Here is a 21,576-nt window from a genome sequence, read left to right as displayed (position 1 = left end):
GATGCGTTTATCCACATTGGTGCTGGCGATCGGCATGGCGCTGGGCGCGCAGGCACAGGCAGCAGAAACCCAACCTCACGCCGACCATAGCGCGCTGCCCAGCGGCCAGGCGAAGGAGGCTACCGTGACCGGTGAAGCCAATCAGCACGACAAGCAAAAGACTCAGAATCCGTTCTTCTATCAAAGCCGTCTGCCGTTCCAGGCGCCGCCGTTCAACCTGATCAAGGAGAGCGACTACGCGCCGGCGATCGAGGCGGGCATCAAGCAAAAGCGGGAAGAGGTGGAGAAGATCGCCAACAACCCGGCCAAGCCTAATTTCAAGAATACCTTCGTGGCGCTGGAACGGGCCGGTTCGCTGCTGACGCGGGTGATGAACGTGTTCGGCGCCATGACCTCGGCCAACACCAGCGACGCGCTGCAGAAACTGGATGAAGAAACCTCGCCGAAGCTGGCGGCATTGAACGACGACATCATGCTCAACGGCAAGCTGTTCGCTCGCATCAAGGCCATCTATCAGGATCGCGATGCGCTGAAGCTGGATCCGGAATCGCGCCGGCTGGTGGAAGTGACCTACAAGAACTTCGAGCTGGCGGGCGCCAACCTGTCGGACGCCGACAAGGCCAAGCTGAAGGCGCTGAACCAGGAAGCGGCGACGTTGAGCACCCAGTTCACCAACAAACTGCTGGCGGCGAGCAAAAACGGCGCGCTGGCGATAACCGACCCGGCGAAGCTGGACGGCCTGTCGGAAGGCGAGCTGGCTGCGGCGGCCCAGGCGGCCGCCGAACGCAAGCTGGAGAAACAGTGGCTGCTGGTGCTGCAAAACACCACGCAACAGCCGTTGCTGCAGAGCCTGAAAGATCGCGATACCCGCCAAGCGCTGTTCGACGCCTCCTGGACGCGTGCGGAGAAGGGCGACGGCAACGATACCCGTCAGACCATTTCCCGTCTGGCCAAGGTGCGCGCCGAACAGGCCAAGCTGCTGGGCTACCCGAACTACGCCGCCTGGAAACTGCAAAACCAGATGGCCAAGACGCCGGATGCCGCGCTGAGCTTTATGCGCAACATCGTACCGGCGGCCACCGCGCGCGCCGAGCGTGAAGCCAAAGACATTCAGGCGGTGATCGACCAGCAGAAAGGCGATTTCAAGGTGCAGGCCTGGGACTGGCAGTTCTACGCCGAACAGGTGCGCAAGGCCAAGTACGATCTGGACGAGTCGCAGATCAAGCCTTACTTCGAGCTGAACAATGTGCTGAACAACGGCGTGTTCTACGCCGCCAACCTGCTGTACGGCATCAGCTTCAAAGAGCGCAAGGACATCCCGGTCTACCAGCCGGACGTCAAGGTGTATGAAGTGTTCGACAAGGACGGCAAATCGCTGGCGCTGTTCTACACCGACTACTTCAAGCGCGACAACAAGGGCGGCGGCGCCTGGATGAGCAACTTCGTCGATCAGTCGAAGCTCAACGGCACCAAGCCGGTGATTTACAACGTCGCCAACTTCACCAAACCGGCACCGGGCCAGCCGGCGCTGCTGTCGTATGACGACGTAATCACGATGTTCCACGAGTTCGGCCATGCGCTGCACGGCATGTTCGCCGATCAGGAATACCCGAGCCTGTCGGGCACCAACACCGCGCGCGACTTCGTCGAGTTCCCGTCGCAGTTCAACGAGCACTGGGTCAGCGATCCGAAAGTGTTCAGCCACTTCGCCAAGCACTACCAGAGCGGCGAGGCGATGCCGCAGGAACTGGTCGACAAGATCAAGAAGGCCGAAAAGTTCAACAAGGGCTACAGCATGACCGAGCTGCTGTCCGCCGCGCTGTTGGACATGCACTGGCACATGCTGACCGCCGACCAACCGCAGCAGGACGTGGACAAGTTCGAGGCCGAATCGCTGCAAAAAGACAAGGTCGATCTCAGCTACGTGCCGCCGCGCTACCGTTCCAGCTATTTCCAGCACATCTGGGGTAACGGCTACGCCGCGGGCTACTACGCCTATCTGTGGACGGAAATGCTGGCGGACGACGCCTTCCAGTGGTTCACCGAACACGGTGGCTTGACCGCCGAAAACGGCCAGCGCTTCCGCGACATGATCCTGTCGCGCGGCAACAGCCAGGATCTGGAGAAGCTGTACATCGACTGGCGCGGCAAAGAGCCGAGCATCGAACCGATGCTGATCAACCGCGGGCTGAAGGACGAGTAAGTTCGGCCATTCCCGGTAAGCAAACAAAAGGGCGCGTTATGCGCCCTTCGTCTTTTTCGGCTTGGCCGACATTCAGCGGTTCACCACCTTGGCCGGCAGGGCCACCACCAGCAGCGAGCTGAGCAGCAGGCAGCCGGCGAAGGCCCAAAGCGCGCCGCCGCTCTTGCCGGTCAGATCCAGCGCCAGCCCCATCAGCGAATTGCTCACCAGCCCGGCGATGTTGGCCAGCGAACAGGCCAGCGCGAAGCCGGTCGCCGCCGCCGTGCCGCGCAGGAAGGTGGCCGGCAGGCTGAAGAATACCGGCACCGCACCGATGATCGCCGCCTGGGCGATGGAGAACAGCAGCACCGTGGCCAGCGCATTGTGGGTGAAGAAGGTGCTGCCGGCCATTGCCAGCGCGCCGACGATAAACGGCACGATGATATGCCAGCGCCGTTCGCGCAGTCGGTCGGAACTGCTGCCGATCAGCAGCATGCCGAGCAGGGCGGCGACGCTGGGGATCGCCGTCAGGTAGCCGATGGTGGTGATGTCGGTGACGCCGGCGGTTTTGATGAAGGTCGGCATCCAAAAGCCCATGGCGTAGGCGCTGAGCAGAATGGCGAAGTCGATGCCGCCGAGCATCCACACTTTCAGGTTGAAGAAGCCGTCGCGGAAGCTGTGCTTGCCGTGATCGGCCTCGGCGTCGTCACGCGCCAAATCGTCGGCGATGCGCTGTTTCTCCTCGGGCGTCAGCCAATTGGCCTGCTGATAAGTGTTAGGCAACAGCCAGAAGGTCAGCACGCCCAACAGCACGCTGGGAATGCCCTCCAGCAAAAACAGCCACTGCCAGCCGTGCAGCCCGTGGCGCATGTCGAAATGGCCCATGATCCAGCCGGAGAGCGGCCCGCCTATTACGCTGGACAGCGGCAGGCCGATCATGAACAGCGCGATGATGCGGCCGCGGCGATAGGTCGGGAACCACAGCGTCAGGTAAAAGAGCACGCCGGGCAGAAAACCGGCCTCCGCCACGCCGAGCAGAAAGCGAATGACGTAGAACTGGGTCGGCGTGGTGACGAACATGGTGGCGGTGGACAACAGCCCCCAGGTGATCATGATGCGGGCGATCCACATTTTGGCGCCGACGCGCTGCAGGATCAGGTTGCTCGGCACCTCGAACAGAATATAGCCGACGAAGAACAGCCCGGCGCCCAGGCCGAAGGCCGCTTCGCTCAGCTGCAGCGCGTCGGCCATCTGCAGCTTGGCCAGCCCGACGTTGATGCGATCGAGGTAGGCCGCCAGGTAACACAGGCAAAGAAACGGGATCAGTTTCCAGGTGATTTTGCGGTACAGCAGCAGCGATTCTGCGTCCGCTTTCCCCGCCAGCGGGGTGTCGACAATGGCCATGATGTTGTCTCCAGGTGGTGCGTGTTGGCCTCCGCAGGAGGCGCCTGTTGTGTTTGCGTTGCATGGGCGCCGCCCTGTTTCGGGCGGTCGCGTGAAGCGCTGTCTGCGCCTTCGTTATTGTCGTTGCAGGTGAATCGTTGACTCATAACCGGTTCAGGTAGTCGAGCGCCTCCCGTTTGTGCACCACGTCGCCGTATTTGCTGTCGATGTCGAACAGGTTGGCTTCGTGCGGGCCGGGGTGACGATCGCCGACGCACTCGCGCACCACCATGGCGCGAAAGCCGTGTTGCACCGCGTCCACCGCGCTGGCGCGGATGCAGCCGCTGGTGGAGCAGCCGATCATCAGCAGCGTATCGATCCCTTGCGCCACCAGCAGCGGCGCCAGTGCGGTACCGAAGAAGGCGCTGGCGTATTGCTTGCTCAGCACCACCTCATCGGCCAGCGGCGCCACCGGCGGGCAGAACGCCGCCAGCGGGTTGCCCGCCACCATGTCCTTCATCACCGGCGCTTTTTTGACCCACAGGCCGCCATCGGCAAAATGGCCTGCATGATAGCGGATGTGGGTGTGGATCACAGGAATTCCCGTGCGGCGCGCACAGGCCAGCAGCTCGCGGCTTTCCTCGACCGCGCTCACCACGCCCGGCGCGAACAGCGGCGCGTCTTCGGTGGTGTAGGCCTGCATAAAGTCGATCGCCAGCAGCGCCGGGCGCCGGCCGAAGCCGAGGCGCTGGCCCCAGACGCCGCGATAGTTGTCGCTGAGGGTGTCGTTCATTCTGCCTCCTCAATAGGCGCCGGACAGCAGGGCGCCGGCGCCGGGGACGATCGGTTCCAGCTCCAGCGCGGTCAGCATCGCGTAAGTGGTGGCGATGGCGGCGGTGATCACCGGTTTGCCGGTTTGGGCTTCCACCGTCGGAACGGCCGGCAGCGAAGGCATCTGTACGCAGGCGGACAGCACGATAGCATCGACCTCGCGTAAATCCATCTCGGCGACGATCCCCGGCAACCTGGCCGGATCGTGCCGGCCGACGTCGAGGTTGTCCGGGATCTCCAGCGCGCGCCATACCTTGACCTCAATGCCTTCGTGCTGGATGTAGTCCACCACCAGCTGGGTCAGCGGTTTCATATAGGGCGCCACCAGCGCGATGCGTTTGGCGCCGATCACCTTCAGGCCGTTGACCAGCGCGCCGGCGCTGCTGATAACCGGCGCGGCGGCCTGATTGTCTTTCGTCACCTGCGCCAGCCGGGCCTGCGATTCGTGGTGGTAGCCCAGCCCCATTGCCATGATGGCCACCAGGCAGGCGTAGCCGAGCACGTCGACCCGCGCGTCGGAGAGCTCCAGCGCGCAGCGATCGGACTCGGCGTCCATCGCCGCCAGCTCTTCTTTATTGACGTGTTTCATGCGCATGCGGCTGGAGTGAAAGGTGAAACGCTCCGGGCGTATCAGCTGGCGCGCGCCCAGCATCGCCGGGATCTCGGTTTCCATCGTGGTGTTGGAGCTGGGCACGATCTGGCCGATGCGGTAGTGGTTGCTCATGTCGGTGTTCCTCAGTTAATCCAGAAAATCGCCCAGGGCGCGGAAGAAGCCGTCGAAATCGTCCCACGGGATCATGTGTCCGGCGTTCTCGACCTCGACGATGGCGATCTCCGGCTGCAGCGCGCGGATCTCCGCCCGGTCTTCGGGCTGAATGACGCCGCCTTTGCCCGCGGCGATCAGCAGCGTCGGCAGGGTCAGCAGCGGGTAGTCACGGTGGCTGTCCACCTGATGAAAATCGTCGTAGGCGCGTTGGATCGCCGGCTCGTAGCAGGTATGCAGCCACTCGGCGCGCAGCCGGCGCTGCTCTTCGCTCCAGGTCGGGCAGAAGGCGCGCATCTGCTCGGCGCTCATGCCCGGCAGCGACTGCCGGATCGAGTCGGCGTACCACGGCCATTGGCCGGGATAGGCGCGGCGGCCGGGGCCGGAAACCGGCGGATCGACCAGCACCAGCCGCCGCACGCCGGCGGGCTGCAAAACGGCGGCGCGCAGGGCGAAGCGGGCGCCCATCGAATGGCCGAGCAGGGCGTAACTGGCCAGGTTCAGCGCGGCGGCGAAGGCGTTGACGTCCTGCGCGCAGGTCTCTGCGTCATAAGCCAGTTCCGGGCCGCTGGACGACAAACCGCGGCCGCGCACGTCGAGTACGTAGACGTCGTATTTTTCTCCCAGCCGCTCGGCGACGAAGCCCCAGGTGATCGCCGGGCTGGTGATACCGGGGATCAGGATCAGCGCCGGGCCGTGGCCGCCGTAGCGCAGGTAGTGTTGGCGAATGCCGTTGGCGTGAACGTGGGCGCCGTAGAGGAAGGTGCTCATGCGGCGTTCTCCGATTTCAGCGCTTGCGCGTACAGGTCATAGCCGTAGACCCAGGCCGGATCTTCCTGAGTGCGCAGGAAGGTGTTGGCGTTGGACACCGCCTGCACCCTGGATGCGCGCTCCTTGCGGTTGGCTTCATACAGCTGGAAGGCGGTGCGGTAGTCGCCGAGGCCGGTTTCCTGCAGGCAGCGGGTCAGCATGGCGGCGTCTTCGATCGCCATCGCCGCGCCCTGCGCCATGTGCGGTTTCATCGGGTGGCAGGCGTCGCCGAGCAGCACCAGGCGGCCTTCGCTCCACAGCGGCAGCGGTTTGCGGTTCAGCAATGGCCATTTGGTGACCTGCTCGCTGGATTCGATCAGCGCCTGCACGATCGGGTGGTAGCCGGCGAAGGTCTCGAACATCTCTTCGCGGCTGCTGTCGATGAAGCTGCCCTGGAAATCCCAGGCCGGGTGCGGCACGCCGCTCACGTAGTAATACTCGTCGCGCCGTTGGGTGGTGTAGTAGACCATCAGATGGCGATCCGCCGACCACCACTTCACGCAGTCTTCGAACGTCAGGTTGTATTTCGCCAGCTTCTCGCCGCGGATCAGCGCGCGGTGGGCTACCCAGCCGCTGTAGGTCGGCGCTTCCGCCCCCAGTAGATGTTCGCGGATGCGCGAATTGATGCCGTCGGCACCGATCACGATGTCGGCATGGGCCGAGGTGCCGTCGACGAAGTTCAGCACCACCTCGTCCCCGCGATCTTCAATCTTGCTCAGGCATTTGCCGAAGTGCAGGGTGCCGGGCTGCAACGCGGAAAGCTGCAACGCCTGCAAATCGCCGCGATGCACTGTCACATAGGCAGCGCCGTACTCCCGGCGGGCGAAGGCGCCCAGTTCGATGCGCGACAAATAGTCGCCGCTCTCGGCGTCGCGGCTGAACCAGAAATCGGGATGAGACGCCATCTGCTCCAGCCGCTGCTCAATGCCGAGCCGGCGGAAAATCTTCAGGACGTTCGGCCCCATGTGAATGCCGGCGCCGAGGCGCGAGAACGCCGGGCTCTGTTCATACAGATCGACGGTAAAGCCGGCTTTTTGCAGCAGCCCGGCGGCGGCGGCGCCCCCCAGCCCGGCGCCGACGACGGCGATGCGTGGTTGTTTGCTCATCATGTTTCCCCTGTCTGTTGGCTTTTTTCAGCGTAGGCCCAACGCGTGGCTGGACGATCGATTTATAGTGTATGCGCTAGATAACGCAAAGTTGCAAAAGTGTTAAATCAGATCTTGCTCACGCTAATTGACGGCGCATTACTGTTAAACTCATGTTAATCACAGGATTGTAGAGGGATGAAATAGGACTTTCTTATGATGGATAGTCGCAGCTTGCTTTCCTTTGCTTTTTTGACTTAGATAAAAATGAGTGTGCTCACTTTAAATTGTTTGAAAAATCACCGCCGCCTTGCGGGCGTCGGACACCCTTGACGAGACAGGAGACAGGCCATGGCGGTCAATGAAACCCAGTTGGTACAGCTGTTCGAGCAGGTGCTTACGCTGTCGAAGGTCGATGCTTCGCAGAGCGTGGCGATCTTGAAAAGCCATTATTCCGATGCGCGCACGGTGCGCGCCGCGACCGACGCGGCGCTGCGGCTGGGCGCCAGGGTGTATGCCGTCGAGCTGCCGGCGTTCAACCATCCGCGGGCGATGGGCAACGACATGACCGCCTATTGCGGCGATACCGCGCTGACCGGCAACCTGGCGGCGCAGCGTGCGCTGGAGGCCGCCGACCTGATCGTCGATACCATGATGCTGCTGCATTCGCCGGAGCAGGAGCAGATCCTGAAAACCGGCACCCGCATCCTGCTGGCGGTGGAGCCGCCGGAGGTGCTGGCGCGCCTGTTGCCCAACGCGGAGGACAAGGCGCGGGTGCTGGCCGCCGCCGCCGTGCTGGAGCAGGCGAAGCTGATGCAGGTGACCTCCGCCGCCGGCAGCGATTTCCGCGCGCCGCTCGGGCAATACCCGACGGTGACCGAGTACGGCTATGCCGATGAACCGGGGCGCTGGGATCACTGGCCGAGCGGCTTCCTGTTCACCTGGCCGAATGAGGAGCAGGCGGAAGGGGGGCTGGTGCTGGAGGTCGGCGATATCTTGCTGCCGTTTAAAAGCTACGCGCGCGAACGCATCACGCTGGAGATCGAACAAGGGTTCGTTACCCGCATTCACGGCGGTTTCGAGGCGGAATACCTGCGCGAATACATGAAATACTTTGACGATCCGGAGGTTTACGGCATCTCGCACATCGGCTGGGGCCTGCAGCCGCGCGCCCAGTGGACGGCGATGGGCCTGCACGACAAGAACGACGGCATGTGCATGGACGCGCGCGCGTTTTACGGTAACTTCCTGTTCTCCACCGGGCCGAATACCGAAGTGGGCGGCACGCGCAAAACGCCTTGCCATATGGACATCGCGCTGCGCCGCTGCGACATCCGCCTCGACGGGCAAACGGTGGTGGCGGACGGGGAAGTGGTGGCGCCGGAGGCCTCGCGCGTGCGCCGGGCGTAATCGTTGCTGCCAACGGCGGGGGTTTGTACTATTCTCGTGGATTCCATAGATGGTGAGAGTAACGCAATGACGCCCCCCGAATACCCGTCAGCCGTGAGCGGCCAACCCGAAAATTATCATTTTACCGAGCAAGTCGGGCACCTGCTGCGCAAGGTTTATCAGCGCCACCTGGCGATTTTCCAGCAAAACGTCGGCGATTCGCAGCTGACGGCGGTGCAGTTCATCACCCTGTGCGCGGTGCGCGATATGGGGCCGAGCTCGCTGACCGAGCTGGTGCAGGTGACGGCGGTGGATCAGGCCACCATACGCGGCATCGTCGAGCGGCTGAAGGCGCGCGATCTGATCACGGTGACGCCGGATCCGGTGGATCGGCGCAAGGTGGTGGTCGGCTTGACCGACGCCGGCGCCGTGCTGCTGACGGAAACGGTGCCGCAGGCGGCGAAAATTACAGAGCTGACGTTCGGCACGCTCAACCCGGCCGAACGGATAGCGCTGATATTCCTGCTGAATAAAATGCTGGAAGATCCGCCCACCGGCTGATTCGCCCGCGCAACGTCGGTTGCCTGGTGGTCGGTGGCGAGAGGCCAGCCCATAAGACCATCAAGTGCAGGCGGAGACGCGAACAATGGCGATATCTGAAGTGCAGTCGCCCAGGGAAGGCGCGAAAACCACGCTGACGGAGCATCCGCTGATGCTGTCGGTAAACGGCGAACAGCTGCATGCGCAGGTGATGGCGGATACGCCGCTCTTGCTGGTACTGCGCAACGATCTGGCGCTCAACGGCCCGAAATACGGCTGCGGCCTGGGCGAATGCGGCGCCTGTACCGTGTTGATCGACGGCGTGGCGGCGCGCTCCTGCGTGATCCCGGCGCTCGGCGTGTCCGGCCGGGCGATCGTGACCCTGGAAGGCCTTGGCGATCGCCAGCGCCCGCACCCGGTGCAGCGTGCCTTTATCGAAGAGCAGGCGGCGCAATGCGGCTACTGCCTCAACGGCATGATCATGACCACCAAAGCCCTGTTGGATCGCAATCCCGCCCCGAGCGAGGCGGAGATCCGTCAGGCGCTGTCCGGCAACCTGTGCCGCTGCGGTACCCATCTCGAAATCCTGCGTGCGGTTCAGCGCGCCATCATTCTCTGCCGCGATGAGGACGCCCACGCCCATGACTGATTCCCGTCCCTCATCGCCGAGCCAGGCCGAATTGCTGCAGCGCGACGGCGTGCTGCTGATCGTCGACAGCGTGCAACCGCCGTCGGGGCCGGTGCCCAAAGGGCAAACGCCGGTGCTGAAGCCCAAGGAGCAAGGGCTGTTTATCGCCCTGTGCGGCAGCGGCGAAATCTATGCCTTTAACGGCCATGTCGATCTCGGCACCGGCGTGCGCACCGCGCTCGGGCAGATCGTCGCCGAAGAGCTGTACCTGCGCATGGATCAGGTGCGAATGGTGTTGGGCGACACCGAACGCGCGCCGAATCAGGGCGCCACCATCGCCAGCGCCACGCTGCAGATCTCCGCCGTGCCGCTGCGCAACGCCGCCGCCGAAGCGCGCCGTTGGCTGTTGCGCCAGGCGGCGCAGCGCTTCGATGCGCCGGTGGAACAGCTGACGCTGGAGGAGGGCGTGATCCGCAGCCCGCAGGGGCAGGCGCTCAGCTACGCCGAGCTGGTGGCCGGCGGTCATGTCGAACTGTCGATTTCCGGCGACGCGCCGCTGAAACCGCAGGCGGAGTATCGCCTGGTGGGCACCAGCGCCGCGCGCGTCGATATTCCGGCCAAGGCGACCGGTGAAACCACCTACGTACACGATATGCGCCTGCCGAACATGCTGCACGGCCGGGTGGTGCGGCCGCCCTATGCCGGGTACGACAGCGGCGAGTTTGTCGGCACCAGCCTGCTGGCGGTGGACGAAACCTCGATCGCGCATATTCCCGGCATCGTCAAACTGGTGGTGATCGGCGATTTCATCGGCATTGTCGCCGAGCGCGAAGAGCAGGCGATCAAGGCGGCGCAGGCGCTGCAGGTCAGCTGGAAAGACTGGCGGCGCAATTTGCCGCAGATGACCGACGTGGCGCAGGCGCTGCGCGACAACCCGCATTCGACCCGGGTGGTGCACGATACCGGCGATGTGGACGCGGCGCTGGCGGCGGCCGACAGGCGTTTCACCCGCAGCTACCTGTGGCCGTATCAGCTGCATGCCTCGATTGGCCCTTCCTGCGCGCTGGCGGACTACCGGCCGGAGCGCCTGCAGGTCTGGTCAGGCAGCCAGAACCCACACCTGCTGCGCGCCGATCTGGCCTGGCTGCTGGAATACCCGGAAGCGCAGATCGAGATCGTTCGCATGGAGGCGGCCGGTTGCTATGGCCGCAATTGCGCCGATGACGTCTGCGCCGACGCGGCGCTGCTGTCGCGCGCGGTGGGCAGGCCGGTGCGGGTGCAGCTGACCCGCGAACAAGAACATGTGTGGGAACCGAAGGGCACGGCGCAGCTGATGGAAGTGGACGGCGGGCTGGACGCCGCCGGGCACCCGGTCGCCTACGACTTTCGCACCTATTATCCTTCCAACGGCGCGCCGACGCTGGCGCTGCTGCTGACCGGCCGGGTCGAACCGCTGCCGGTGGCCTATGAAATGGGCGACCGTACCTCGGTGCCGCCTTATGAGTATCCGGCGCTGCGCGTCAGCATCGAGGACATGGCGCCGATCGTGCGCGCCTCCTGGATGCGCGGCGTTTCCGCCTTGCCGAACACCTTCGCTCACGAATCTTATATCGATGAGCTGGCCCACGCCGCCGGCGTCGATCCGCTGGAATACCGGCTGCGCTATATCCATGACGAACGCGCCAGTGAGCTGATGCGCAGCACCGCAGAGCGCGCCGGCTGGACGCCGCATACCGAACCGATGCAGACCCCGGCGGAAGACGGCGTGCTGCGCGGGCGCGGCTTTGCCTACGCCCGTTACATCCACAGCAAGTTTCCCGGCTTTGGCGCGGCCTGGGCCGCCTGGGTGGCCGACGTGGCTATCGACAAAGCCAGCGGCGAAGTGGCGGTGACGCGCATCGTGGTCGGCCACGATGCGGGCATGATGGTCAACCCGGCCGGCGTGCGCCACCAAATTCACGGCAACGTGTTGCAATCGACCAGCCGGGTGTTGAAAGAGCGTGTGACCTTTGAGGAATCGACGGTCTCCGCCAAAGAATGGGGGGCTTACCCGATCCTGACCTTTCCGGAGGTGCCGGAGGTGGACGTGGTGATGATGCCGCGCCCTTACGATCCGCCGCTGGGCGCCGGGGAGTCGGCGTCGGTGCCCAGCGCGGCGGCCATCGCCAACGCGGTGTTCGACGCCACCGGCATTCGTTTTCGCGAGCTGCCGATCACCTCGGATAAGCTGCGAGAGGCGCTGAACGGGCCGGACGCCGAGCGGCAGGCCGCACCGCCCAAGAAAAAGAAGCGCGGCAAATGGTGGTTCGGCGGAGCGGCGGGGCTGTTCGGCGCGGTGCTGGGCATCGCGGGCAGCGCCTTGCCGTGGCGGGCGGAGATCGCGCCGGTGGCGACGCCCGGCGCCGGCACCTGGTCGGCCGCCACGCTGGAGCGCGGCCGCCAGTTGGCCGCCGCCGGAGACTGCGCGGTTTGCCATACCGCATCGGAAGGGGCGACCAACGCCGGCGGGCTGGCGATGGCGACGCCGTTCGGCACGCTTTACAGCACCAACATTACCCCGGACGTGGCAACCGGCATCGGCAACTGGTCGTTTACCGCGTTCGATCGGGCGATGCGCCAGGGCATCGCCCGCGACGGCCGCCATCTGTATCCGGCATTTCCTTACACCGCATTCAGTAAAATGACCGACGGCGACATGCAGGCGCTGTACGCTTATCTGATGTCGCAACCGGCGGTGCGCCAGAGCAATCCGGCCAATCAGATGCGCTTCCCGTTTAACCTGCGGCCGCTGATGGCCGGCTGGAACGCGCTGTTCCTGCGCCAGGGGGAATTTCAACCCGATCCGCAACAAAGCGCGCAGTGGAATCGCGGCGCCTATCTGGTCAACGGGCTCGGCCACTGCGCCGCCTGCCATTCGCCGCGCAATCTGCTGGGGGCAGAAAAGGGCGGCGCGGCTTTCCTGGCGGGGGGGATGGTGGACGGATGGGAAGCGCCGGCGCTGAATCGATTGGCCAATGCGGACAAGCCCTGGACCGAGGAGCAGCTGTTTCAGTACTTCCGCAGCGGGCATTCTGCCGAGCACGGCGTGGCGGCCGGGCCGATGGGGCCGGTGGTCAGCGAACTGGCGACGTTGCCGCAGAGCGATCTGCGGGCGATGGCCAACTATGTGATGTCGCTGAGCACCAAGGCGACGCTGAATGTGGAACCGCAGGCGCAGTTGGCGGCCCGTGCCTTGCCGGCGGCGGGGCAGCTGGCCGGCGAGCGGTTGTTTCAGGGCGCCTGCCAGGCCTGCCACAGTGCCGCCGCCGGCGGGCCGCAGCTGTTCGGCGTCAGCCCGGATCTGGCCAATAACACCAATATCTTCAGCGATCGCCCCGATAACCTGATCAAGGTGATCCTGCAAGGGATCCCCAAGCCGGCCACCGCCGAATTGGGATTTATGCCGGGCTTTAAGGACAGCTTTTCCGATCGGCAGGTGACGGCGCTGGTGAATTATCTGCGCCAACGCTATGCCGGCGACAAACCGGCCTGGCGCGACGTGGAGGCGCAGGTGGCGCGGCTGCGTGCGGAGCCGGGGAATCATTAACATTGTAAATTGTTACATTGGGTTATTGACTGGCGGCGTTCATTCGGGGATTAATGTTAGCCTGATTTTTACCTTACCTATAAAAAACAGTAAGTTAACATGGCATTAACCACGCATAAAATGGAAAACGGCCTGGCCGTAACAGTTCGTTTACCTGATAACCCGGCCAAGGTTCCGGCGATTATTCTGTGCCACGGCTTCTGCGGCATTCAGGAGCTGTTGCTGCCGGCCTTTGCCGAGGCCTTCGTCAACGCCGGTTTTGCGGCGGTGACGTTTGACTATCGCGGCTTCGGCGCCAGCGAGGGTGAACGCGGGCGGCTGGTACCGGCGCTGCAGATTGAGGATATCCTGGCGGTGAGCCGGTGGGTGCAAACGCACCCGCAGATCGACAGCGAGCGCATCGGCCTGTGGGGCACGTCGTTTGGCGGCTGCCACGTGTTCGGCGCTGCCGCGGCCGAGCCGGCCATCAAATGCGTCGTTAGCCAGCTGGCCTTCGCCGACGGGGAAACCATCGTGACGGGGAAAATGGCCGCCGACGAAAAACAGACGTTCATCGCCACGCTGGACAAAATGGCGGAGAAGAAGCAGGCCACCGGCAAAGAGATGTTTGTCGCCGTCACCCGGGTGTCGAGCGATGACGAGTCGAAGGCGTTCTTCGAGGAGAACAAGGTGCGTTACCCGGAGATGGACATCAAGATCCCGTTCCTGACCGTGCGCGAAACGCTGCGCTATCAGCCGCGTGACAATGCGGCGCGAGTCACATGTCCGGTACTGGTGGTGGTGGCGGGCGGCGATACCGTGAATCCGCCGGAGCAGGGCATCGCACTGTATGAGGCGGTAGGCAGCGCGAAGAAGGCGCTGCATGTCGAGCAGAATGCGAAGCACTATGACATGTACGCCGGCCCGCATTTCGCCGGCATCATCGGCCGTCAGATCGCCTGGTTCAACGATCACCTGTAATTCCGCCTTCCCCCTGGCGCAGGAACGCCACGAGCCGCTGCGTCGGCAGCGGCAGCTGCGCCCATTCGCGCACCACCAGCGACAGGCGCCGGGTCGCCCAATCGTCCGTCAGCGGCAGGGCGCCGTGTCGGATCTGCGGATGGCGTTGGGCGCTCTCTTCCGGCACCACCGCCAGCCCGGCGCCGCGCCGCACCATGCGGCAGATGGCGTCGAAATTAGCGGCGCGCGCCCGTAGCCGCATCGGGCCGCCGCTGCGTATCGCCAGCTGCTCCAAATGCTGTTGCAGCGCGCTTTCTTCCGGCAGGCCGATAAACTCAAAAGACAGGGTGTCCGCGAAGCTGACCGTGCGGCGGCCGCTGAGCGCATGCCCCGGCGGCAGCGCCAGCACCAGACGATCCTGCCGGAAAGGGTAGCTTGTCAGCCCGCGCAGATCGGCGTGATCCGCCACGATGCCGATATCCGCCGCCTGTTCGGCGATCGCCTGCGCGATGACCGGGCTGGGCAGCTCCTCCAGCGCGATGTCGGTGTGTGGGTGCAGCACCAGAAAATCCGCCAGCAGCTCCGGCAGAAAAGCGTCGGCGGCGACGGTATTGGCGACGATGCGCAGCTGGCTGCGCTGGCCTGGCGCGAACTCGGCCATGTCACCCCGCAGCCGGTCGCGCTGTTGCAGCAGCACGCGCGCGTGTTGCAACAGGCGTTCACCGGCGGGCGTCGCCTGGACGCCGCGCGGATTGCGGGTCAGCAACGCCACGCCGGCCTGTTGCTCCAGCCCGCGCATGCGTGCGCTGGCGGCGGCCAGCGATAGCCCGACGCGCTCGGCGCCGGCGGTGATGCTGCCGGTCTCGAGCACCGCCGCCAACAGTCGCAGATCGATAAAGTCAAAATGCATGCGTCTTCCTCTGTTTTTGCCGCTGGCAGGCTCTGCCATTGCCGCATTGTGCCGCGCCGTGCCGTCGGCCACAATCGGGCCGTTGATTGCCATAAGGATAGACGTATGCCGCTGACGTTACTCGAGATTATCGCCCTGACGGGCATTTTTACGCTGGCCGGCACGGTCAAGGGGGCGATCGGCCTGGGATTGCCGACGGTGTCGATGGGGCTGCTCAGCCTGATGATGCCACCGGGGCAGGCCGCTGCGCTGCTGCTGTTGCCCTCGTTGATCACCAATCTGTGGCAGTTGCTGTGCGGGCCACGGCTGGGGGCGCTGTGCCGCCGGCTCTGGCCGATGATGCTGTGCGTCACGCTGGGCACGTTGCTGAGCGCCGGCGCGCTCACCGCTACCGACGGCCGCCTGGCGCCGCTGGCGCTGGGCGCTTGCCTGATCGGCTATGCGCTGTTGGGATTCACCCGTTTCGATTGGCGCGTTTCCGCCACGGCGGAGCCTTGGCTGGGGCCGCTGTGCGGCCTGGTGACCGGTGCGCTGACCGGCGCCACCGGCGTATTCGTCATACCGGCGGTGCCCTATCTGAACGCATTGGGCCTGGCGCGTGACGATCTGGTGCAGGCGCTGGGGCTGTCGTTCACCGTCTCGACGCTGGCGCTGGCCGCCGGATTAGCCTGGCATCAGGCGCTGCCCGGCGCGCTGCTCGGCGGTTCGCTGCTGGCGCTGCTGCCGGCGCTGGGCGGCATGTGGCTGGGCGGGATCGTGCGTCGTCACAGCAGCCCGCTGATTTTTCGCCGCCTTTTCTTTATCGGGTTATTAATCTTGGGAATTGAGATTGTTTGGCGTTCAATTAATTAAATCGATAGCATTTATGTGTAATTAGGTCAGGTATATTATTCTGCATTTTATTCTAATATGATGGGTTGCAATATTTAGAACGCACTTGGCTTATTGTTTTTAATCCTGAAATACAGGATGGTTATGGATTGTTATTAGTGTGTTTTACTTTTGCCACTAAAGCTATTTTCAATGACTGTAAAACCAGTAAACCCATAGGAGAATATTTATGAAGGAAATTTTAAGTAGCCAATTTGATGCGGTGTCGGGGGGATGGCAGGATCGCGATGGCAGTGGAAAAAGATCGTCTGATAACGGAGGCTCTGGTTCTTCAGCTCGTGGTGGAAATAACGGCGGTGACCGCGGGCTTCAGTCATTCTTGTCAAAAAACAGCCCTTATGGCAGCGGTTCCGGCGCCAGTGGTTTCTGGGGGAATGGCAGTTCTACAGGAAATGGGTATGGCGGCAATGGCACTGGACCGAGAGAGACCAGAGAATCCGGAACCAAACGTTAATTAACAGTTGCAATCCCAGCACAGAAGTGAAATTCTGTGCTTTTATGGGGTATATGATGAATAAATATGTTGTTTTTATAAAGAGCGATGAATCAAGGGTGCTGAGAAAGGAAGTGGTGACACGAGCAATAATTAAAGATATGAAGCAGAAGGGGTTCAGAAAGCATCATGTTGAAGTAGACGCTGAGAACGAGAACGATGCCATTAACAAACTAAATAAGAACAGCAATGACTATTTAGATTCACTGAAAAATTTTTCCGGTGATTTATTGCTCTGTTCTATTTGCGTCATTGTTATGGTCATGGTTTATTTATTTAGCTGAGCCATAATCAGTATTGAGTCATTCAAGTTATTTATACTATATTTTGTATGGTGATTTAAATGAATCATGGCGTATTGGGTGTCGATTTGCCAAAGATAGAAAGGTTATCCGTCCCAAATATCCTGCATTTTGTATGGATCGGTGACTTAAATGAAGTAAATACTCATTATATCGACATATGGAAAAAAACGAATAAAGATAAGCAGATATTCTTTTGGTATGACAAAGACTCTTCACTGTGTCATTTACTAAACAATGCCATACAAGATTTTGTCAACGCGAAAAAAATCAGGGATAAAGTAAGGGCTGAGTTAAAAATAAAAAACTCAGCTTTTAATTATATATACCAAAAAATAAATGAGGGCTTTTCTTTTGATGAGCTAGTTATTGATTTTTTGATAAAAAATGAGATCCCTTATCAAAGGCAGCCAATGGTTATAGAAGACGCATGGTTTGATTGCAAGGGCTTTGTAAAAAAGAGTATAACAGAACTTTTTTACAACGTTTCTGACGATTTCATTAAGTATTATTATTATGAGATTATATTAAGATGTAATCTTGCCAGTGCAAGCGACATCATCAGGCTTTTAATTATCTACCAATATGGTGGAACTTATGTCGATGTTGACACACTCCCATACACTGACAATATATATCATGGGGTAAATAAGCATATAGAAGAAGAGGGCATTGTCGAGAGTGACTCGTTTCTGTTATTTAAGACCCTGTGTTTTTTAAAAAAGATAAATTCAGAAGAGCTATGGTCTGAAGCAGTGATTGGCTGTGATGAAAATGAGTTAGGAGTAGATGCTGTTGGATTTGAAAAAATAAAACGGCTTATCGAACAGGATCTCTCTGATTTTTCTCTGGATATGATATTGCCATTGGGGGAAACATACGTTTATAAAAATTTGTTGGCGCTAGGATCGCTCAGAAGATTTAAAGGTGTTTATTTTAATAATTTCATATCTTCTCATCAAAAATCAAAAGCGATAAGGATCATCCTTAGAACTATGAAGAAAAGGTATCGCTTTTTGGAAAAAAATAATTGCATATTTGATTATTACGTTGATGATAAGACCACGTGTTACCTGACCAGGCTTTTAACATGGCGGACCGAGTTAATAACAAGGGACTATTGTGTGACTCCGGTCTTAACCGGTCCGGGATTAATTGTCGAGGTTTTATTGGGGTTGGCTTATAAAGTATTCAATATTGACTGTTCAGTTGAGCCACATATTATAGCAGAGTACATGCAAAATTCTGATTTTGGCATTGCATTATTCCAACACAACATAGATACACCTGATGGCGCCTATTCCACATGGCGAAAATAGCTTTGGATGTAAGGTGATTTAAGTTTCGATGGGTTATTGCCAATCTACTCGCGTGTGAATTTTTTCATGATACTTTACTAAGGGACGCTGAGTATGTTTCGCCAGGAAGCGATCGATAGTCAGAAAATGAAATGGCGTGGGCGGGCATTGCTGTTGCCCGGCATTCCCTTTTGGCTCGCTGCAGGGCTCTGCCTGTTTTTTTTCATTGCCTTTCTCACTTTCGCGATCGCCGGTACCTATACCCGACGGGTCAACGTGACCGGAGAGATCAGCACCTATCCGCGCGCCGCCAATGTCTATTCCGCCGTCCAGGGGGTGGTGGTCAAACAGTTTGTCACCGAAGGGCAGGTGATCACCGCCGGCGCGCCCATTTACCAGATCGACGTCAGCAAGAGTACCCATAGCGGTGTCGTCAGCGACAACCAACGTCGGGACATCAATAGCCAACAGGCGCGCATTGCACAAATTATCAGCCGACTGGAAAGCAGCAAGCAGGCCACGCTCACCATGCTGGAAAAACAAAAGGCGCAATATACCGCCGCGTTCTCCCGCTCCACCGTCATCCTCGAACGCGCCCAGGAAGGGATACGTATCGCAAAGGAAAACATGGAGAACTACCGGCACTATCAGACCAAGGGGCTGATCAACAAGGATCAGCTCACCAACCAGGTGGCATTGTATTACCAACAACACAACAATCTGCTGAGTCTGTCTGGCCAGAACGAACAGAATGCGCTGCAGATCACCGCGCTGGAAAGCCGGATTCAAACCCAGGCCGCCGAATTCGACAACCAAATTTACCAGATGGAGTTGCAGCGCTACGAGTTGCAAAAAGAGCTACTGAACATCGATGCCGGCGGGGCGATCGTCATCCGCGCACTGGCCGACGGTCGAGTCGACTCTCTGAGCGTCACGGTCGGTCAGATGGTCAACATTGGCGACAGCCTGCTGCAGCTACTCCCCCAAGATATCGAACACTATGCTCTGGTGCTTTGGGTGCCCAACGACGCCATCCCTTACATTACCGCCGGAGATAAGGTCAATGTGCGCTATGACGCCTTTCCGGCGGAAAAATTTGGCCAGTTCGCCGGCACCGTGTCCGTCATCTCCAAAGCCCCGGCCTCACCGCAGGAAATGCGGACCTATCAGGGGGCCCCAAAAGCGGCACTGACCGCCGCCGTGCCGTACTACAAGGTGATTGTCATGCCGGAGAAACAGGCCATTGCCTACGACGGTAAACGTCTGAGCCTGGAAAACGGCATGACAGCGCAAAGTACTTTGTTTCTGGAAAAAAGGACGATTTATCAGTGGATGCTGTCACCGTTCTACGACATGAAGCACAGCGCGACGGGGCCGGTCGATGAGTAAGCCCACGTTCAAACAGCGGGTTAGACAGCTGGATTTTCGGCTGCGCCATCGGGTCCCGATGGTGCATCAGGCCGAGTCATCGGAGTGCGGGCTGGCCTGCCTGGCGATGATTTGCGGCCACTACGGCAAAAACATTGACCTTATCGCGCTGCGTCGGCAATTTAACCTGTCGACACGCGGTGTCACGCTGGTTGGACTGACCGGCATCGCCGAACAACTGGGGCTGGCCACTCGCGCTCTATCGCTGGATCTAAACGAACTCAGCGCCCTGAAAATGCCCTGTCTGCTGCACTGGGAATTCAACCACTTCGTGGTGCTGGTCAGTGTTAAACGCAACCACGCAGTGCTGCATGATCCGGCGCGCGGACGCCGGAGCGTCAGCCTGACAGAGTTGTCGCACAGTTTCACCGGGGTGGCGCTCGAGGCCTGGCCCGGCAGCGAATTCACTGCTGACAGCATCCGCCACCAAATTCGCCTTCGTACGCTGATCGGCAGCGTGCACGGTCTCAAGGGGGCGCTCTGCAAAATCTTTTGCCTGTCTCTGGTGTTCGAAACCATCAACCTGGTGATGCCGGTCGGCACACAATTAGTGATGGATCACGCTATTCCCGCCGGGGATCGCGGGTTACTGACGCTTATCTGCGCCGGATTGATGCTCTTTATCTTATTGAGGGCTGCCATCGGCATGGTGCGGGCATGGTCCGGACTGGTCATGTCGACGCTCATCAACGTACAGTGGCAGTCCGGGTTGTTTACCCACTTGTTGCGCCTGCCGCTGGGCTACTTTGAACGACGTAAGCTGGGTGACATTCAGTCGCGTTTCGGCTCACTGGATACGCTGCGCAGCACCTTCACTACCAGTATCGTTGGAGCCATCATGGACGGCATCATGGTGATTGGCGTACTGGTGATGATGATGCTTTATGGCGGCTGGCTGACCTGGGTGGTGCTCGTGTTCACCGCACTCTACGTGCTGATGCGTCTGCTGACCTATGGGCATTACCGCCAGCTTTCCGAAGAAGCACTGGTCAGGGAGGCCCGGGCCGGCTCGTATTTTATGGAAACGCTGTACGGTATCGCCACCGTCAAGATGCAGGGCATGGCGGAACGTCGCATAGCTCACTGGCTCAACCTTGAAATTGACACCATCAATACCGGTATCCGGATCACCAGAATGGACATGCTGTTTGGCGGGATCAACACCTTCATTGCCGCCTGCGATCAGGTCGTTATTCTTTGGCTGGGAGCCAGTCTGGTGATCGATAATCAGATGACCCTTGGCATGTTCGTCGCGTTCGGCGCCTTTCGCGGGCAGTTTTCCGACCGCATCGGGTCGCTGACAGAGTTTTTGCTGCAGCTGCGTATGATGAGCCTGCATAACGAGCGCATTGCCGATATCGCCCTGCATCCGCGGGAGGCGCGTAAACCCGACCATCCTTACACAGCGGGCCTGCAACCTGTTGGATTGACGACCCATGCCCTGAGTTATCGTTACGACAGCCAGTCACCGGCCATCTTTGATGGCCTGGACATCACTGTGGCGCCGGGCGAGAGCGTGGCCATCGTAGGCCCGTCCGGCGCCGGCAAGACCACGTTGATGAAAGTGTTGTGCGGGCTGTTTCCCCCGGACTCAGGGCGGGTTGAGGTGAACGGCGTCGATATCCGGCAGCTCGGCATCAACAACTACCACAAGGTGATCGCCTGCGTGATGCAGGACGACAAGCTGTTCTCCGGCTCGATCCGGGATAATATCTGCGGTTTTTCGCACGAAGTGGACGATGCCTGGATGGAGACGTGCGCACGGGCCTGCTATCTGCATGACGTACTCATACGTATGCCGATGGGGTACGAAACCTTGATCGGCGAACTGGGGGAAGGATTGTCCGGGGGGCAAAAGCAACGCCTGTTCATCGCCCGGGCAATCTACAAAAAACCGGCTATTTTGTTCCTGGATGAGGCCACCAGCGCGCTGGATAAGGAGAGCGAAGCGGTCGTGAATCAGGCAATCAAGAGGCTCAATATCACGAAGGTGATCATTGCCCACCGTGAAACGACCATTGCGTCGGCAGATCGGGTAATTTATTTTGGTTAAAAATAAGGCACATGACGAGTGGCGATAATCAGCGCCCTCGCCAGGTTATAAATATGATAACCCAA

Annotated in this window: 18 protein-coding genes; 12 read left to right on the top strand and 6 right to left on the bottom strand. The window is 60.3% G+C overall.

The features are described from left to right. Position 1: 1 nt before the first annotated feature. Positions 2-2,203 (top strand): peptidyl-dipeptidase Dcp, encoded by a 2,202-nt coding sequence (gene dcp / locus HMPREF3138_RS12215; protein ID WP_038873980.1) that lies wholly within the window; start codon positions 2-4, stop codon positions 2,201-2,203. 72 nt (positions 2,204-2,275) lie between these two features. Here dcp and HMPREF3138_RS12210 read toward each other — a convergent pair whose 3' ends face one another. From HMPREF3138_RS12210 to HMPREF3138_RS12190, 5 genes are all read right to left on the bottom strand, one after another. Continuing rightward, on the bottom strand, positions 2,276-3,586 hold the full coding sequence (locus HMPREF3138_RS12210) for an MFS transporter (protein WP_038873983.1): 1,311 nt from the start codon (positions 3,584-3,586) through the stop codon (positions 2,276-2,278). A 142-nt stretch (positions 3,587-3,728) separates the two neighbouring features. Then, positions 3,729-4,358 carry an N-carbamoylsarcosine amidohydrolase gene (locus HMPREF3138_RS12205; protein ID WP_038873985.1) on the bottom strand — a complete coding sequence of 210 codons (630 nt, stop codon included), beginning with the start codon at positions 4,356-4,358 and terminating at the stop codon, positions 3,729-3,731. Positions 4,359-4,367: 9 nt separating this feature from the next. Next, positions 4,368-5,120 carry a maleate cis-trans isomerase family protein gene (locus tag HMPREF3138_RS12200; RefSeq protein ID WP_038873987.1) on the bottom strand — a complete coding sequence of 251 codons (753 nt, stop codon included), beginning with the start codon at positions 5,118-5,120 and terminating at the stop codon, positions 4,368-4,370. A 15-nt stretch (positions 5,121-5,135) separates the two neighbouring features. Then, the gene (locus HMPREF3138_RS12195; RefSeq protein WP_038873990.1) at positions 5,136-5,930 is read right to left on the bottom strand and encodes an alpha/beta fold hydrolase; all 795 of its coding nucleotides are present in this window, start codon (positions 5,928-5,930) and stop codon (positions 5,136-5,138) included. After that, positions 5,927-7,078: an FAD-dependent monooxygenase gene (locus tag HMPREF3138_RS12190; protein ID WP_033645813.1), complete on the bottom strand. Its 1,152-nt coding sequence runs from the start codon at positions 7,076-7,078 to the stop codon at positions 5,927-5,929. Before HMPREF3138_RS12190 ends, HMPREF3138_RS12195 begins: the two co-directional genes overlap by 4 nt. Before the next feature lie 327 nt (positions 7,079-7,405). Here HMPREF3138_RS12190 and HMPREF3138_RS12185 point away from each other — a divergent pair, with 327 nt between their 5' ends. From HMPREF3138_RS12185 to HMPREF3138_RS12165, 5 genes are all read left to right on the top strand, one after another. Continuing rightward, complete coding sequence (locus tag HMPREF3138_RS12185) at positions 7,406-8,464, top strand: 2,5-dihydroxypyridine 5,6-dioxygenase (protein WP_070559076.1); 1,059 nt, start codon at positions 7,406-7,408, stop codon at positions 8,462-8,464. 66 nt (positions 8,465-8,530) lie between these two features. Continuing rightward, entirely contained in the window at positions 8,531-9,004 is a 474-nt protein-coding gene (locus tag HMPREF3138_RS12180) for a MarR family winged helix-turn-helix transcriptional regulator (RefSeq protein WP_033634451.1), read from the top strand. A gap of 85 nt (positions 9,005-9,089) precedes the next feature. Continuing rightward, positions 9,090-9,632, top strand: coding sequence for a (2Fe-2S)-binding protein (locus tag HMPREF3138_RS12175; protein WP_038873997.1), 543 nt, complete (start codon positions 9,090-9,092; stop codon positions 9,630-9,632). Then, positions 9,625-13,197, top strand: coding sequence for a molybdopterin cofactor-binding domain-containing protein (locus HMPREF3138_RS12170; protein ID WP_038882046.1), 3,573 nt, complete (start codon positions 9,625-9,627; stop codon positions 13,195-13,197). The genes HMPREF3138_RS12175 and HMPREF3138_RS12170 overlap by 8 nt, the downstream gene beginning before the upstream one ends. A gap of 99 nt (positions 13,198-13,296) precedes the next feature. Next, complete coding sequence (locus tag HMPREF3138_RS12165) at positions 13,297-14,157, top strand: UilS family quorum-quenching N-acyl-homoserine lactonase (RefSeq protein WP_038880635.1); 861 nt, start codon at positions 13,297-13,299, stop codon at positions 14,155-14,157. On the opposite strand, the gene HMPREF3138_RS12160 is transcribed toward HMPREF3138_RS12165, so the two are convergent. Then, positions 14,141-15,046, bottom strand: a complete 906-nt coding sequence (locus HMPREF3138_RS12160; protein ID WP_038880638.1) for a LysR family transcriptional regulator — start codon at positions 15,044-15,046, stop codon at positions 14,141-14,143. The genes HMPREF3138_RS12165 and HMPREF3138_RS12160 overlap by 17 nt on opposite strands. A gap of 105 nt (positions 15,047-15,151) precedes the next feature. On the opposite strand from HMPREF3138_RS12160, the gene HMPREF3138_RS12155 reads away from it, so the two are divergent. The 6 genes from HMPREF3138_RS12155 to HMPREF3138_RS12130 all read left to right on the top strand — a co-directional run bounded on the left by HMPREF3138_RS12155 (position 15,152) and on the right by HMPREF3138_RS12130 (position 21,511). After that, positions 15,152-15,898 carry a sulfite exporter TauE/SafE family protein gene (locus tag HMPREF3138_RS12155; protein WP_038880641.1) on the top strand — a complete coding sequence of 249 codons (747 nt, stop codon included), beginning with the start codon at positions 15,152-15,154 and terminating at the stop codon, positions 15,896-15,898. Between the two features lie 208 nt (positions 15,899-16,106). Continuing rightward, positions 16,107-16,391, top strand: a complete 285-nt coding sequence (locus HMPREF3138_RS12150) for a hypothetical protein (protein ID WP_154235506.1) — start codon at positions 16,107-16,109, stop codon at positions 16,389-16,391. A gap of 56 nt (positions 16,392-16,447) precedes the next feature. Further along, positions 16,448-16,714, top strand: coding sequence for a hypothetical protein (locus HMPREF3138_RS12145; RefSeq protein WP_038880676.1), 267 nt, complete (start codon positions 16,448-16,450; stop codon positions 16,712-16,714). Positions 16,715-16,773: 59 nt separating this feature from the next. After that, the gene (locus tag HMPREF3138_RS12140) at positions 16,774-18,051 is read left to right on the top strand and encodes a TcdA/TcdB catalytic glycosyltransferase domain-containing protein (RefSeq protein ID WP_038880645.1); all 1,278 of its coding nucleotides are present in this window, start codon (positions 16,774-16,776) and stop codon (positions 18,049-18,051) included. Positions 18,052-18,144: 93 nt separating this feature from the next. Beyond that, a complete protein-coding gene (locus HMPREF3138_RS12135; protein WP_038880647.1) occupies positions 18,145-19,419 on the top strand; it encodes an HlyD family secretion protein in 1,275 nt (424 codons plus the stop codon). Beyond that, positions 19,412-21,511, top strand: a complete 2,100-nt coding sequence (locus HMPREF3138_RS12130; protein ID WP_038882041.1) for a peptidase domain-containing ABC transporter — start codon at positions 19,412-19,414, stop codon at positions 21,509-21,511. Before HMPREF3138_RS12135 ends, HMPREF3138_RS12130 begins: the two co-directional genes overlap by 8 nt. Positions 21,512-21,576 lie beyond the last annotated feature (65 nt).

The organism is Serratia sp. HMSC15F11 (assembly GCF_001808215.1).
Lineage (GTDB): Bacteria > Pseudomonadota > Gammaproteobacteria > Enterobacterales > Enterobacteriaceae > Serratia > Serratia nevei.
Note: the sequence above shows the minus strand (reverse complement) of the source record. Positions and strands in the feature narration are given on the sequence as shown.